Raw genomic sequence first — 14,180 nt, forward strand, 5'->3', positions numbered from 1 at the left:
CGCGTTTCCCGCGTGGGCGGCGCTCGCGCCGACCGAGCGCCGCCGGCGGCTGCTCGCGGCGGCCGACCGGATGGACGCGCGCGCCGGCGAATTCATCGAGACCGGCCGCGCGGAAACCGGCGCGATGGCGAACTGGTACGGCTTCAACGTGATGCTCGCGGCGAACATGCTGCGCGAGGCCGCCGCGATGACGACGCAGATCGACGGCGCGGTCATTCCGTCCGACGTGCCGGGCAACCTCGCGATGGCCGTGCGCCAGCCGTGCGGCGTCGTGCTCGGCATCGCGCCGTGGAACGCGCCGGTGATCCTCGCGACCCGCGCGCTCGCGATGCCGATCGCGTGCGGCAACACGGTCGTGCTGAAGGCGTCCGAAGGCTGCCCGGGCGTGCACCGGCTGATCGGCAGCGTGCTGCACGACGCGGGGCTCGGTGATGGCGTCGTCAACGTGATCACGCATGCGCCGCAGGACGCACCGGCGATCGTCGAACGGCTGATCGCGAACCCGGCGGTGCGGCGCGTCAACTTTACCGGGTCGACGCGCGTCGGCCGGATCGTCGCGACGCTCGCCGCGCAGCACCTGAAGCCGGCGCTGCTCGAACTCGGCGGCAAGGCGCCGGTGCTCGTGCTCGACGACGCGGATCTCGATGCGGCGGTCGACGCGGTCGCGTTCGGCGCATTCTTCAACCAGGGCCAGATCTGCATGTCGACCGAGCGCGTGATCGTCGACCGGAACGTCGCCGATGCGTTCGTCGAGCGGCTCGTCGCGAAGGCGCGTACGCTGAAGGCCGGCAACCCGGCCGCACCGGGCGTCGTGCTCGGCACGCTGGAAAGCGCGTCGGCCGCGCAGCGCATCGCGGCGCTGGTCGCCGACGCGCGCGCACACGGCGCGGCGTTGCCGCTCGGCTGCGAAGTCGACGGCGCGGTGATGCAGCCGACGATCGTCGACGGCGTCACGCGCGACATGAAGCTCTATGCGGACGAATCGTTCGGGCCGGTCGTGACCGTGCAGCGCGTCGATGGCGACGAAGCGGCGCTGGCGGCCGCGAACGACAGCGAATACGGGCTGTCGGCCGCGGTGTTCAGCCGCGACATCGCGCGCGCGATGCAGGTCGCGAAACGGATCGAGTCGGGCATCTGCCATATCAACGGCCCGACCGTGCACGACGAGGCGCAGATGCCGTTCGGCGGCGTGAAGGCGAGCGGCTACGGCCGGTTCGGCAGCAAGGCGTCGATCGCCGAATTCACCGACCTGCGCTGGATCACCGTGCAGACCGCGCCGCGCCACTACCCGATCTGAGCGGGCCGCGTCGCGGCAACGACAACGACACAATGAAGTTCCCGCCGCGCGCCGCCAGCGCGCCGGCGGAACCGACTGGAGACAGACCTTGGATGCGGATCCGACCCAACTGCACGGCATCGCCACCGCGCAGCCGGCCCCCGCCGGCTACCGCCCCGTCGCGATCGGCGCGGCGCCGCCCGACATCGCGCAACGCGACGGCTGCTGGACCCTGCGTGCATCGACCGCGCTCGGCGCATATCCGCGCCGGCTGACCGACCGGCTCGTCAGCGGCGCGCAAGCGCACCCGGACCGCTGGCTCGTCGCGCGGCGCGGCCCCGACGGCGCGTGGATCGGCATCAGCTATGCGCAGATGCTCGAGCGCGCACGCGCGATCGGCCAGGCGCTGCTCGATCGCGGGCTGTCGGCCGAGCGGCCGGTCGCGATCCTGTCCGGCAACGATCTCGAACACCTGCAGGTCGCGTTCGGCGCGCTGTGGGCCGGCATTCCATATGCGCCGCTGTCGCCCGCGTATTCGCTCGTGTCGAGCGACTACGGCAAGCTCCGCCATGCGCTGGCGCTGCTGACGCCGGGGCTCGTGTTTGCCGCCGACGGCGATGCGTTCCGCGCCGCGCTCGATGCGACGGTGCCGCCCGACGTCGAGCGAGTAGTCGTGTCGGCGGCGGACGGGATGCGCGGCGTCACGCGCCTCGCGTCGCTGCTCGACACCGCGCCGGGCAGCGTCGACGCCGCGCACGATGCGATCACAGGCGATACGATCGCCAAGTTTCTCTTCACGTCCGGTTCGACGCGGCTGCCGAAGGCGGTGCCGACCACGCACCGGATGCTGTGCAGCAACCAGCAGATGCTGCTCGAAACGTTTCCGCAATTCGGCATCGAGCCGCCGGTGCTGGTCGACTGGCTGCCGTGGAATCACACGTTCGGCGGCAGCCACAACGTGGGGATCGCGCTGTACAACGGCGGCACGCTGTATATCGACGACGGCAAGCCGGTCGCCGGCAAGTTCGACGAGACGCTGCGCAACCTGCGCGAGATCGCGCCGACGGTGTACTTCAACGTGCCGAAAGGCTGGGAGGAACTGACCACCGCGCTCGAAACGGACGCGGCGCTGCGCGCGACCTTCTTCTCGCGTGTGAAGATGTATTTCTTCGCGGGCGCGGGGCTGTCGCAGGCCGCGTGGGACCGGCTCGAACGCGTGACGCTCGCGCACTGCGGCGAGCGCATCCGGATCATGGCCGGCCTCGGGATGACCGAGGCCGCACCGTCGTGCATGTTCACCACCGGGCCGATGTCGGGCGCCGGCTACATCGGCCTGCCCGCGCCCGGCTGCGACGCGAAGCTGGTGCCGGTCGACGGCAAGCTCGAGGCGCGCTTTCGCGGGCCGAACGTGATGGCCGGCTACTGGCGCGCGGGCAGCGACGACGCGCGCGAGGTGTTCGACGACGAAGGCTATTACCGCAGCGGCGATGCGGTGCGCTTCGTCGACCCGCAGCGTCCGGAGATCGGGCTGATGTTCGACGGCCGGATCGCCGAGGATTTCAAGCTGTCGTCGGGGACCTTCGTGAGCGTCGGGCCGATGCGCGCGCGGATCGTGTCGAACGGCGCGCCGTATGTGCAGGACGCGGTCGTGACCGGAATGAACCGCGACGACGTCGGCGCGATGATCTTTCCGCGCATCGACGATTGCCGCCGCCTCGCGGGCGCGGGGCCGGACGCCGACGTGCGCGCCGTGCTGCAGGCGCCGGCCGTGCGCGCGTTTTTTGCGGACCTGCTGCAGCGGTTGAACCGCGACGCGACCGGCAGCGCGACGTTCATCACGCGGCTGTGTCTGCTCGATACGCCGCCGTCGCTCGATCTCGGCGAAATCACCGACAAGGGTTCGATCAACCAGCGTGCGGTGCTGACGCAGCGCGCGGCGCTGATCGAGGCGATGTATGCGCGCGACGCGGCCGATGCGGGCGTGATCGTCGCCGGTGCGGCGCACTGATGTCGAGCGTCGTGCCGCACCGCCATGCGGCGGCGGTGCGGCACGCGGTCAGCACGGCAGCGCGGCGGCGTGCTCCTGGTCGATCAGCGGGTAAACCCCGATCGAAACCGCCGAATCGGGTCTGTGTTGTATACGGTGCTCCGGACGCCGCGATGCGGGCGATGCGAGCGTGCCCGCCATGCGGGCCGCGTGAGGTAAGATGGCCCGCGATCTTCCTCCCGACACCTTCATGAGTTCGACACCCGTCAAACCGGCCGGCGCGAAACGCGCTGCCCGTGCCACCGAGGCCAGGCCGCCCGTGCGTGCCCAGCAGCGGCTGACCTACCTGATCGGCAATCTCGATCGGCTGCTGCGCCGCCTGATGAGCGATGCGCTCGCACCGCTCGGCGTGACGCTCGCGCAATACACGGCGCTGTCGGTGCTCGAGGCGCGCGGCGCGCTGTCCAATGCGCAACTCGCGGTGCGCTCGTTCATCACGCCGCAATCCGCGAACGAGGTGATGGTCGCGATGGCGGCCCGCGGCTTCGTCACGCGCGAGGCCGATCCGAATCATGGCCGCGTGATCCTGCTGCGCCTGACCGACGAAGGTTCGGCGATCCTGCGCGAATGCGAGCGGGTGCTGCGGCCGCTCGAGCGCCGGATGCTCGGCGACGACCTCACCGCTGCCGACGCCGCGCAGGTCCAGCGCACGCTCGAACTGTTCGTGCGCAACCTGCGCGACTGAACGACACTTTCGTTTCATTCGTCGCGCCGCCCGGCCTTGCCCGGCCGGCTTCCGCGCGCGTTGCGGGTTAACACCGGCGCGCAACACACTTGAAATATCAGGTTACCTGTTATTAAATCATTCCATCCTTCGATGGGATGACGGTCCGCACGACCGGCTGGTCGCGCGGATTTTATTTCGGACAATGAATCAGGCTACCTGATAATGTCTGACGCATGGTCCGATCACGACAAAGACACCGCGCATGCGTTTCGGCATGACGCGCAGTACAAGGTTTGGAGACGACATGGACACTTCCGTTGCCGAGAGGCCGGCCGTCGCGACGACGCTCGGTCTGTGTTTCGCGATCGCGCTGCTCGAGGGGCTCGACCTGCAGTCGGTCGGCGTCGCCGCGCCGCGCATGGCTCACGAGTTCGGGCTCACGGTTTCGCAGATGGGGCTCGCGTTCAGCGCCGGCACGTTCGGCCTGCTGCCGGGCGCGATGCTCGGCGGGTGGCTCGCCGACCGGATCGGCCGCAAGCACGTGCTGATCGCGTCGGTCTGCCTGTTCGGGCTGCTGTCGATCGCGACCGCGCACGTGTCGAGTTTCGCGATGCTGGTCGTCGTGCGTGCGCTGACCGGCCTCGGCCTCGGCGGCGCGATGCCGAACCTGATCGCGCTGTCGTCCGAAGCGGCCGACGCGCGCTCGCGCAGCAGCGCGGTCGCCGTGATGTACTGCGGCATTCCGTTCGGCGGCGTGATCGCGTCGTTGATCGGCGTGCTGCTGGCCGGCGACACCGAATGGCGGCACATCTTCTACGTCGGCGGCATCGGGCCGCTGCTGCTCGCTCCGCTGCTGTTCGCGCTGCTGCCGGAATCGCGTGCGTTCCTCGACGTCAGCGCATCGGGCGCCGCGCGCCCGAGCGTCGCGCACACGTTGTTCGGCGGCGCTCGCACGGGCACCACGCTCGCGCTCTGGCTCAGCTATTTCTGCACGCTGATCGTGCTGTATTTCCTGCTGAACTGGCTGCCGTCGCTGATGGCGGCGAAGGGGCTCGCGCGCAGCCAGGCCGGGATCGTGCAGATCTTCTTCAACATCGGCAGCGGCCTCGGCGTGCTCGGCATCGGCATGTCGATGGACCGGATGCGGCCGTCGCGGGTCGTCGGCGGCATGTACGCGGGGATCGTGCTGTCGCTTGCCGCGCTCGCGATCGCGCCCGGGCTCGTATGGCTGTCCGCCGCGGCGTTCGCGGCCGGGATGTTCGTCGTCGGCGGCCAGTCGGTGCTGTATGCGCTGGCCGCGATGTACTACCCGACCGCGATGCGCGGCACCGGCGTCGGCTCCGCGGTCGCGGTGGGCCGGCTCGGCTCCGTGGTCGGCCCGCTCGCGGCGGCCGAGCTGCTCGCGATGGGCCGCAGCGCGTCGGTCGTGATCGGCGCGAGCATCCCCGTCACGCTGGTCGCCGCCGTCGCGGCGCTGGTGCTGATCCGCAGGCCGCAGGCACACGACTGAGTTTGTTTACTTTCACCCACGAGCGCCGGCAGAGCGCGATATCGACGCAGGTCTGGAGACACTAACCATGAAGCACACCAAAGCCTTGCTGGCAGCCGGCGCATGCGCGCTGGCCGCGACGAGCGCGCACGCGCAATCGAGCGTGACGCTGTACGGGATCATCGACACCGGCGTCGAATACGTGTCGCACGCGAACGCGGCCGGCGATCACGTGGTGCGGATGCCGGGCGTGACCGGCGAGATGCCGTCGCGCTGGGGCCTGCGCGGCAGCGAGGATCTCGGCGGCGGCTACCAGGCCGTGTTCGTGCTCGAAAGCGGCTTCAACGTGCGCGGCGGCGATCTCGGCCAAGGCGGGCGGTTGTTCGGGCGGCAGGCATTCGTCGGGCTGAAGGGCGGTTTCGGCACGCTCGCGTTCGGCCGCCAGTACACGATGACCTACCTCGCGCTGCAGGGCGCGGACATCATTGGTCCCGACATCTACGGGCTCGGCTCGTTCGACGCGTACGTGCCGAACGGCCGCGCCGACAACGCGGTGACCTACATCGGCACGTATCGCGGCGTGACGCTCGGCGCCGCCTATTCGTTCGGCCGCGACGGCGCCGGCACCGGCAACTCGCCGGGGCAGGGCACGTGCGCGGGGCAGGTGCCGGGCCACGCGGTCGAGTGCCGCAACTGGTCGGCGATGCTCAAGTACGACAGCGCGTATTTCGGCGCGGCGGCGTCGTACGAGGAGCAGCGCGGCGGCACCGGCGCGGCCGCGAACTTCTTCGACGGCGTCGCGCCGGTCGCCTTCACGAGCAGCGCGGGCAAGGACGCGCGCGTGCACGTGAGCGCGTATGCGCAGGCGGCGGGCGCGCGGATCGGCGCGGGCTGGATCGGGCGGCGCGTGTCGACCGGTTCGCCGGCCGCGCCCGGCGCGCATTCCGACCTGTTCTTCGTCGGTGCGTCGTATGCGGTCAAGCCGGACTTCATCGTCGACGGCGAAGGCTACCGGATCGTCAACAGCGCGCACGACACGCGCGCGACGATGGCGACGCTGCGCGCGACCTACCTGCTGACGAAGCGCACGTCGGTCTACGCGCAATCCTCGTATCTGTGGAACAGCGCGCACGCGCGCTACGCGGTCAGCGGCGGCGGCCCCGGCACGACGCCCGGCGCGGGGATGGGGCAACTCGGCGCGATGGTCGGCGTCAAGCACATGTTCTGATCAGTCAGCCTGACGAACGGGAGATATCTTGAACAGAAAATCTGCATTCCTCTGCATTGCACCGCTGTCCGCGGCGATGCTTGCCGGTTGCGGCGGCGACGATTCGGTCAGCTCCGCGCCCACGCACCTGAGCGCCGCGACGCCGGCCGCGATGGCGCAGACCTGCGACGCGCTCGCCGCGAAGCTCGCGTATGCGAACACGTCGTTCACGTCGGTTGCGACCGCGGCTGCCGGCGCGCTGACGGTGGCCGGCAAGCCGATCGCCGAGCACTGCGTGATCGAAGGCAAGATGAACGAGCGCGTGAGCACGGTCGACGGCAACACCTATGCGATCGGCTTCGAGATGCGCTTGCCGAAGGCGTGGAACGGCCGCTTCTTCTACCAGGCGAATGGCGGCCTCGACGGCAACGTCGTGACCGCGACCGGCGAGATCGGCGGCGGCGGGCCGCTGACCGATGCGCTGAACCAGGGTTTCGCGGTGATCAGCTCGGATTCCGGGCACAGCGGCGCGCAGAATCCGCTGTTCGGCCTCGATCCGCAGGCGCGGATCGACTACGGCTATGGCGCCGTCGATGCGCTGACGCCGATGGCCAAGCAGGTGATCCGTCTCGCCTACGGGAAGGCGCCCGACCGCAGCTACTTCGGCGGCTGCTCGAACGGCGGCCGTCACGCGATGGTCACGGCGGTGCGCAACCCGGGCGACTACGACGGCATCATCGCGGGCGATCCGGGCTTTCATCTGCCGAAGGCGGCGATCGGCGAGATGTACGGCGCGCAGCAGTTCGCGAAGATCGCGTCGGCGACCGGATCGAACGGGCTGCCGGATATCCGCAGCGGCTTCACCGACACGGAGCGCCGGTTCGTCGGCGCGAAGATCCTTGACAAATGCGATGCGCTCGACGGCGCGGCCGACGGGATGGTGCAGGACGTCGCCGCGTGCCAGGCGCACTTCAGCGTCGAGACGGATGTCCCGACCTGCGCGAACGGCACGCGCACCGGCGCATGCCTGACGACCGCACAGAAAACCGCGCTCGAGAACGTATTCGCGGGTGCGCGCAACAGCGCGGGCACGGCGCTCTATGTGAGCTTTCCGTACGACCCGGGCGTGGCCGGCGGCGGCTGGGCCGCGTGGAAGCAATCAAATTCCATCACGCTCGATCCGGTCGCGATGGCGTTCACGTTCATGTCGCCGCCGAAAAGCGCCGCGACGCTTGCGAACCTGCCCGGTTTCGCGCTCGGCTTCGACATGGACAACGACGCGCCGGCGATCTTCGCGACCAGCGGCGTGTACGCGCAATCCGCGTGGTCGTTCATGACGCCGCCCGACGAGACGAACCTGTCCGCGCTGAAGTCGCGCGGCGCGAAGCTGCTCGTCTATCACGGCACGGGCGACCCGGTGTTCTCGTCCAACGACACGAGCGACTGGTACCAGCGGGTCGCGCAGGCGAACGGCGGCGATGCGTCGAGCTTCGCGCGCTACTATCCGGTGCCCGGGATGAACCACTGTGCAGGCGGGCCGGCGGCCGACCAGTTCGACATGCTGACGCCGCTCGTCGCGTGGGTCGAGCAGGGGCAGGCGCCGGCCGCGATCGTGGCTGCCGCGCGCGATGCGACGAACGCGGTGCCGAATGCGGATGTGCCCGCGTCGTGGGGCGCGGGACGCACGCGGCCGCTGTGCGCATATCCGCAGGTGGCGCGCTACAACGGCTCGGGTGACGTGAATTCGGCGGCGAGCTTCAGTTGCCGTTGACGTAGCCGTGGATGGGGTGCGGCCGGCGCATGCAGTCGCGCGCCGGCCGTTTCGTTAGCGTACTCATTCGCCGGGTTCGACCGGCACCTCCAACCCCACCTTCACGCGGCTCATGCTCACCAGCGTCTTGAACCGCTTCACGTTGTTGTTCGCGAAGAACAGCTCGCGCGTGAGCGCGTTGTACTGATCCATGTTGCGCACGGCGAGGATCAGCACGAAATCCCATTCCCCCGTCACGTAGTAGCACTGCTGGATCTGCGGGCAGCGCTCGAAGGTCCGCTTCATCGCGTCGAGCAGGTCGATCTGCTCGCTTTCGACCTCGACGTTCACGACGATCGTCAGCGGATGATCGACCTTCTCCGGCGCGACGACGGCCGTATAGCGCGCGATCACGCCGTCTTCCGCGAGACGCTTCAAACGCCGGTTCACCGCCGCCGTCGACAGATTCACGCGTGCGCCGAGTTCGCTTTGCGGCGTCTGCGCGTCGCGCTGGATTTCCATCAGCAGCTTGCGATCGAACGCATCGAGTGGGGTCGTCATGATGGTGCGTGAAACCTCGAAAGAATGAGAAATTTTTGCGTTCAGGCGGCCAATTCGGCGATTTTATTGACCGGCATGCGCAATATTATTTTTCGGACCGACGGCGAACGCAACCCGCGCTTGCCCGATCCGAACCACCCGACGGACCGCCGGCGCGGTCCTGCTCCAGAGCCTTTCGCCATGCTGATCGCCAACCCCCGCGCATCGCGCGCCGCCTATCCCGACGCGCTGCGCCGCGTGATGAACATCGCGTCGGCCGACGAAAGCGGCGCGTGGCTGTCGCACTGGCCGCTCGTCGGCAACGCGCGTACGCCGCTGCGCGCGTTGCCGGACCTTGCCGCGCGGCTCGGCGTCGCGAGCGTCAGCGTGAAGGACGAGTCGTGCCGCTCGCCGCTCGGCAGCTTCAAGGCGCTCGGCGCGCCGATCGCGCTGGTGCGGCTCGTGAGGCGCCTGCGGCGCACCCACGATCTCGATCCGCAAGGGCTGATCACCGGCCGCTACGCAGCGCAGCTGGCCGACCTGACGGTGATCAGCGCGACCGACGGCAATCACGGCCGTGCGCTGGCCGCCGCCGCGCGCGCGATCGGCTGCGGCTGCGTGATCGTGCTGCACGCGAATGTCGACGCCGAGCGCGAACGCGCGATCTCGGCATACGGCGCGCGGATCGTGCGCATCGCGGGGAACTACGACGAGTCGGTCGTATGCGCGGCGCAGCTTGCGCAGGCGAACGGCTGGTATGTCGTGTCGGATACGTCGTACGACGGCTACGAAGCGATTCCCCGCGACGTGATGCAGGGTTACGGCGTGATCGCCGCCGAGGCCGGCGCGCAGGCGGCGCAACACGACGGAAGGCCGTTCACGCACGTGTTGCTGCAGGGCGGTGTGGGCGGCCTTGCCGCGGGCGTGGCGAGCTACCTGTGGGAGCGCGATGGCGCGCGGCGGCCGCATTTCATCGTCGTCGAGCCGCGCCAGGCCGACTGCCTGTACCAGAGCGCGCTCGCGGGGCGCGCGGCGAAGGCGGCCGGCAGCGTCGATTCGGTGATGGCCGGGCTCGCGTGCGGCGAGGCGTCGCCGCTCGCATGGGATTTCCTCGAGCTGTGCATCGACCATTTCATGCTGATCGACGATGAAGATGCCGTGCGCGCGATGCGCGGCCTCGCGGCCGGCAGCGAACGCGACGTGCCGCTCGTCGCCGGCGAATCGGGCGCGGCCGGCATTGCGGGGCTGGAAGCGCTGATGCGCGACCCTGCGCTCGCGCGGCAGGCGGGGCTCGACGCAAGCTCGCGCGTGCTGGCGATCAATACGGAAGGCGCGACGGCGCCGTCCGTGTACCGGCGCTGCGTCGGCGACACGGCCGACGCCGTGCTCGCGCGGCAGCGCGACTGGCTGAACCGCGCGGCGGTAGCGGCCTGAACGACCAAACGACCGACGAGGCAAGCGCAATGGACGCAATCGACGCAATCGAAGAAAGCACGCTGCAGGGGCAACTGAAGACCTGGCGCCGGCATCTGCACCAGCATCCGGAGACGGGTTTCGAAGAGGTGAACACGTCCGACTACGTCGCGCGCATCCTGACGACGCTCGGGCTCGACGTGCATCGCGGCATCGGCGGCACGGGGCTCGTCGCGAACCTGACGGTCGGCACCGGCACCCGCGCGATCGGCATCCGCGCGGACATGGACGCGCTGAACATCGCCGAGCACGCGCCGGGCCGCGAACATGCGTCGCGCACGCCCGGCAAGATGCATGCGTGCGGGCACGACGGCCACATGTCGATGGTGCTCGGCGCCGCGCAGTTGCTGGCCGAGCGGAAGGACTTCGACGGCACGGTGCGCTTCATCTTCCAGCCGGCCGAGGAGCATGGCCGCGGCGCGAAGGCGATGATGGCCGACGGACTGTTCGAGCGCTTTCCGGTCGACGCGATCTTCGGCGCGCACAACATGCCGGGCATGCGCGCGGGCACGTTCTCGACGCGCTCGGGCGGCATCATGGCGAGCGAGGATAATTTCATGATCCGGATCGACGGGCGCGGCACGCATGCGGCGCGCCCGCACATGGGCATCGATCCGATCGTGATCGGCGCGCAGATCGTGCTCGCGCTGCAGACGATCGTGTCGCGCAATCTCGATCCGGGCCAGCAGGCCGTGATTTCGTGCACGGAGTTCATCACCGACGGGCTGCGCAACGTGCTGCCGTCGACCGTGACGATCAAGGGCGACACGCGCAGCTATTCGCGCGATGTGCAGGCGCTGCTCGAAACGCGGATGCGAGAGATCAGCGAAGGGATCTGCCGCACGCACGGCGCGACCTGCACGTTCGACTACACGCACGAGTTCGCGCCGACGGTGAATTCCCCGGAGTGGGTCGACACGGCCGTGCAGGCCGCCGCGCATATCGCAGGCGCCGGCGCGGTGAACGCCGACGTGCAGCCGATGATGATCTCCGAGGATTTCGGCGCGTTCCTGCAGGCCGTGCCCGGCAACTTCGTGTTCATCGGCAACGGCGACGCGGCCGATCGAGGCGGCGTGCCGCTGCATAACGCGACGTACGATTTCAACGACGAGATCCTGCCGGTCGGCGCGCGTTATTTCGCGGAGGTGGCGCGGCGCGCGTTGCGGGCTGCGTAGCGCACGGCGCGGTGGGTGCGCCGGCCGTGGCCGCTGCGCCGCACCGCGCGTCAGCCCATCACACCAGTTCGCCCAGGCACGCGTCGAACTGCGCGACGAGTTTGTCGACATCGTCGCGCGTCGTCTGCGGGCACACGAGCATCATGTTGTGGAACGGCGTGATCAGCACGCCGCGATTCAGCAGGTACAGGTGCACGATGTGTTCGAGTTCGCTGTCGAGTTGCGCACCGGCAAGCGTGCCGTTGCGCGGCGGCTCGGGTGCGAACTGGAATTCGGTGCGTGCGCCGATGCGCGTCACGCACCACGGCAGCCCGTGTTTCGCGATCGCCTGTTCGAGCCCGGCGGCCAGCCGCGCGGCGAGTTCGAACATGTGCGCATACGCGGCGTCGGTCGCGACTTCGGCCAGCGTCGCGCGCATCGCATGCATCGCGAGCATGTTCGCGCTGAGCGTCGTGCCGATGCCCGAATGGCCGGGCGGCGCGTTCAGCTTCGCCTGCTTCGCGCGTTCCGCGAATTCGGCGCTGAAACCGTACACCGCGCACGGCACGCCGCCCGCGATCGGCTTGCCGACCACCAGCATGTCCGGTTCGAGATCGTGCGCGACCGCGTAGCCGCCCGGGCCGCTGCTGATCGTGTGCGTCTCGTCGATCACGAGCAGCGTGCCGTAGCGGCGCGTCAGTTCGCGCGCCGCATCCCAGAAGCCCGGATCGGGCAGCACCATGCCGATGTTCGTCATCGCGGGCTCGGCGAGCACGCATGCGACGTCGCCGTCCTTCAGCGCCGCTTCGAGCGCGTCCAGATCGTTGAATTCGACGACGCGCGTGTTCGCGAGCAGGTCGTACGACTGCCCGAGCAGGCTGTCGCGCTGCACGGGGCGGCCGTCGACGAGATCGACGAACACATCGTCGACCGTGCCGTGATAACAGCCGTTGAACACGACGATCGTGTTGCGGCCGGTGGCCGCGCGCGCCCAGCGCAGCACGAAGCGGTTCGCGTCGCTCGCGCTCAGCGCGAACTGCCAGACCGGCAGCCGGAAGCGGCGCGCGAGCTCGCGCGCGACCCACACGGCGTCCTCGCTCGGCAGCATCGTCGTGTAGCCGCGCGTGGCCTGCTCGACGAGCGCGCGTGCGACGGGTTCGGGCGCATGGCCGAACATCGCGCCTGTATCGCCGAGGCAGAAATCCACATAGCGATGGCCGTCGACGTCGGTGAAGGTCGCGCCGCGCGCTTCCTTCACGTACAGCGAGAACGGCGTCGACCAGTCCTGCATCCAGTGCAACGGCACACCGAACAGCAGGTGCTCGGACGCTTCCGCGGACAGTGCGCGGGACGCCGGCATGGCTTCGGTGAACGCACGGCGCTCGCGATCGAACAGCGCGCGGGCGTGGATGAGGTCGACTCCGTGGCGGGAAGGCAAGTGGGGCTCCGGGGCAGTGAAGATGAGGAAACGATAGCGCGGGCGGCGGGGGGCTGAACAGGGGCGGAATTACCGAGGCGAACGGAAGCGCGACTATCCGTTGCGACTGACGATGACATTGCCGCGCCTGAAAGCAGGCGTTTTGCGCACGAGTGTTATTTGATTTGGAGATGGCGCTGGTGAATGGAAGTTGAAAAGAACCGTGAAGGTTTCCATGGATATTTATCCGGACTTTCGTGGCCTATCGTTATTGCACGCCGTGGCGCGAGGTGTTCGTCAGAGTCGGTCGTTGCTGGCTGACGGGGGAATCTGATACGCGGTTGAGAATGCATCCGGTCGACTCGATCGGTCGCGCATGCGGCTGGGCATTTCGAATTCCGCGGGGATTTGCTTGTTAATTTCGAGATAAGCGAATATCGGATTTTCCTGCAATGGCGGGATCGTGAGCTCGAAGCAGGCCGGTTTTTCGGCGATCGGATTTCAATCATCCAGAATGCGGAGCAACACAATGAAGATCGGAAAACATCTTGCCGCACTCGCTGCGTGCGGCGCATTGACCGGCATTGCTCACGCAGGCCCGGCGTCGCCGCAAGCGGTCGTCAAGAAGATCACGCTGACGGCGCATATCGGCGACAGCCTGTTCGTGTCGAAGCCGGACAATTCCGCGTGGTACGACGTGGTCGAACTGAACGCGACGGACCGTGCGCGGCAGAACTTCGCCACGACGCTGCCGATCCGCGTGCGTACGACGAACCCCGATATCAACGTCACGCTGCTGCAGCCGCTGCGGCTGTCGAACGGTCGCGACGAGATGGTCAACGCGAAGGTCGTGCTGACGGGCAAGGCAGGCGATGCGGAAATCGCGTCCGGCGCGGCTCGCACGCTCACGCTGGTCAAGCCCGGTCACGACGGCTTTGACGGCTACGACGAAACGCGCAACCTGAAAGTCAGCGCCCATGTGCCGGCCGTCAGTGGGGCAGCCGCGACCAGCGGGAGTTACCACGGCGATCTGGTGCTGATGTTCGAACCGGCCGCTTCGGCCGGGCGTGAGCCGGCAACTGGTGTGGTAGCGGCGACTGGCGAGTAGGTCGTTGCCCCGGCGGCCGTCGTCGGCCGGGGCGTTTCAGTTGAAGTTTTTG

Annotated in this window: 11 protein-coding genes; 9 read left to right on the top strand and 2 right to left on the bottom strand. The window is 68.7% G+C overall.

Translation table 11 applies throughout. From position 1 onward, the window contains the following. The 6 genes from ACPUER_RS23785 to ACPUER_RS23810 all read left to right on the top strand — a co-directional run. Nucleotides 1–1,297: aldehyde dehydrogenase (locus ACPUER_RS23785; RefSeq protein ID WP_425132285.1), on the top strand; the 1,297-nt coding region annotated here is incomplete at its 5' end. A gap of 88 nt (nt 1,298–1,385) precedes the next feature. Beyond that, complete coding sequence (locus ACPUER_RS23790) at nt 1,386–3,284, top strand: feruloyl-CoA synthase (protein WP_425132286.1); 1,899 nt, start codon at nt 1,386–1,388, stop codon at nt 3,282–3,284. Between the two features lie 229 nt (nt 3,285–3,513). Next, on the top strand, nt 3,514–4,008 hold the full coding sequence (locus ACPUER_RS23795) for a MarR family winged helix-turn-helix transcriptional regulator (protein ID WP_072439955.1): 495 nt from the start codon (nt 3,514–3,516) through the stop codon (nt 4,006–4,008). A 286-nt stretch (nt 4,009–4,294) separates the two neighbouring features. Continuing rightward, nucleotides 4,295–5,500 (top strand): 3-(3-hydroxy-phenyl)propionate transporter MhpT, encoded by a 1,206-nt coding sequence (gene mhpT, locus ACPUER_RS23800; protein ID WP_425132287.1) that lies wholly within the window; start codon nt 4,295–4,297, stop codon nt 5,498–5,500. Nucleotides 5,501–5,567: 67 nt separating this feature from the next. Next, the gene (locus tag ACPUER_RS23805) at nt 5,568–6,707 is read left to right on the top strand and encodes a porin (protein ID WP_347063416.1); all 1,140 of its coding nucleotides are present in this window, start codon (nt 5,568–5,570) and stop codon (nt 6,705–6,707) included. A gap of 28 nt (nt 6,708–6,735) precedes the next feature. Next, the gene (locus ACPUER_RS23810) at nt 6,736–8,457 is read left to right on the top strand and encodes a tannase/feruloyl esterase family alpha/beta hydrolase (RefSeq protein ID WP_425132288.1); all 1,722 of its coding nucleotides are present in this window, start codon (nt 6,736–6,738) and stop codon (nt 8,455–8,457) included. A gap of 63 nt (nt 8,458–8,520) precedes the next feature. On the opposite strand, the gene ACPUER_RS23815 is transcribed toward ACPUER_RS23810, so the two are convergent. Continuing rightward, nucleotides 8,521–8,997, bottom strand: a complete 477-nt coding sequence (locus tag ACPUER_RS23815; RefSeq protein WP_425132289.1) for an Lrp/AsnC family transcriptional regulator — start codon at nt 8,995–8,997, stop codon at nt 8,521–8,523. Between the two features lie 180 nt (nt 8,998–9,177). On the opposite strand from ACPUER_RS23815, the gene ACPUER_RS23820 reads away from it, so the two are divergent. Together ACPUER_RS23820 and ACPUER_RS23825 are read left to right on the top strand one after the other, a co-directional pair. Next, nucleotides 9,178–10,410 (top strand): diaminopropionate ammonia-lyase, encoded by a 1,233-nt coding sequence (locus ACPUER_RS23820; RefSeq protein ID WP_425132290.1) that lies wholly within the window; start codon nt 9,178–9,180, stop codon nt 10,408–10,410. Nucleotides 10,411–10,439: 29 nt separating this feature from the next. Continuing rightward, entirely contained in the window at nt 10,440–11,624 is a 1,185-nt protein-coding gene (locus tag ACPUER_RS23825; protein WP_425132291.1) for a M20 aminoacylase family protein, read from the top strand. A 58-nt stretch (nt 11,625–11,682) separates the two neighbouring features. On the opposite strand, the gene ACPUER_RS23830 is transcribed toward ACPUER_RS23825, so the two are convergent. Then, complete coding sequence (locus ACPUER_RS23830) at nt 11,683–13,041, bottom strand: aspartate aminotransferase family protein (RefSeq protein WP_425132292.1); 1,359 nt, start codon at nt 13,039–13,041, stop codon at nt 11,683–11,685. A 508-nt stretch (nt 13,042–13,549) separates the two neighbouring features. Between ACPUER_RS23830 and ACPUER_RS23835 the strand changes: the two genes are divergently transcribed. Next, the gene (locus ACPUER_RS23835) at nt 13,550–14,128 is read left to right on the top strand and encodes a CS1 type fimbrial major subunit (RefSeq protein WP_425132293.1); all 579 of its coding nucleotides are present in this window, start codon (nt 13,550–13,552) and stop codon (nt 14,126–14,128) included. Nucleotides 14,129–14,180 lie beyond the last annotated feature (52 nt).

It is taken from the genome of Burkholderia sp. DN3021, assembly GCF_049805555.1.
Taxonomy (GTDB): Bacteria; Pseudomonadota; Gammaproteobacteria; order Burkholderiales; family Burkholderiaceae; genus Burkholderia; species Burkholderia pyrrocinia_C.

Coding starts and splice junctions, on each gene's coding strand:
- ACPUER_RS23815 (WP_425132289.1), bottom strand. CDS start 8,997: ATGACGACCCCACTCGATGCGTTCGATCGCAAGCTGCTGATGGAAATC.
- ACPUER_RS23820 (WP_425132290.1), top strand. CDS start 9,178: ATGCTGATCGCCAACCCCCGCGCATCGCGCGCCGCCTATCCCGACGCG.
- ACPUER_RS23795 (WP_072439955.1), top strand. CDS start 3,514: ATGAGTTCGACACCCGTCAAACCGGCCGGCGCGAAACGCGCTGCCCGT.
- mhpT (WP_425132287.1), top strand. CDS start 4,295: ATGGACACTTCCGTTGCCGAGAGGCCGGCCGTCGCGACGACGCTCGGT.
- ACPUER_RS23835 (WP_425132293.1), top strand. CDS start 13,550: ATGAAGATCGGAAAACATCTTGCCGCACTCGCTGCGTGCGGCGCATTG.
- ACPUER_RS23825 (WP_425132291.1), top strand. CDS start 10,440: ATGGACGCAATCGACGCAATCGAAGAAAGCACGCTGCAGGGGCAACTG.
- ACPUER_RS23805 (WP_347063416.1), top strand. CDS start 5,568: ATGAAGCACACCAAAGCCTTGCTGGCAGCCGGCGCATGCGCGCTGGCC.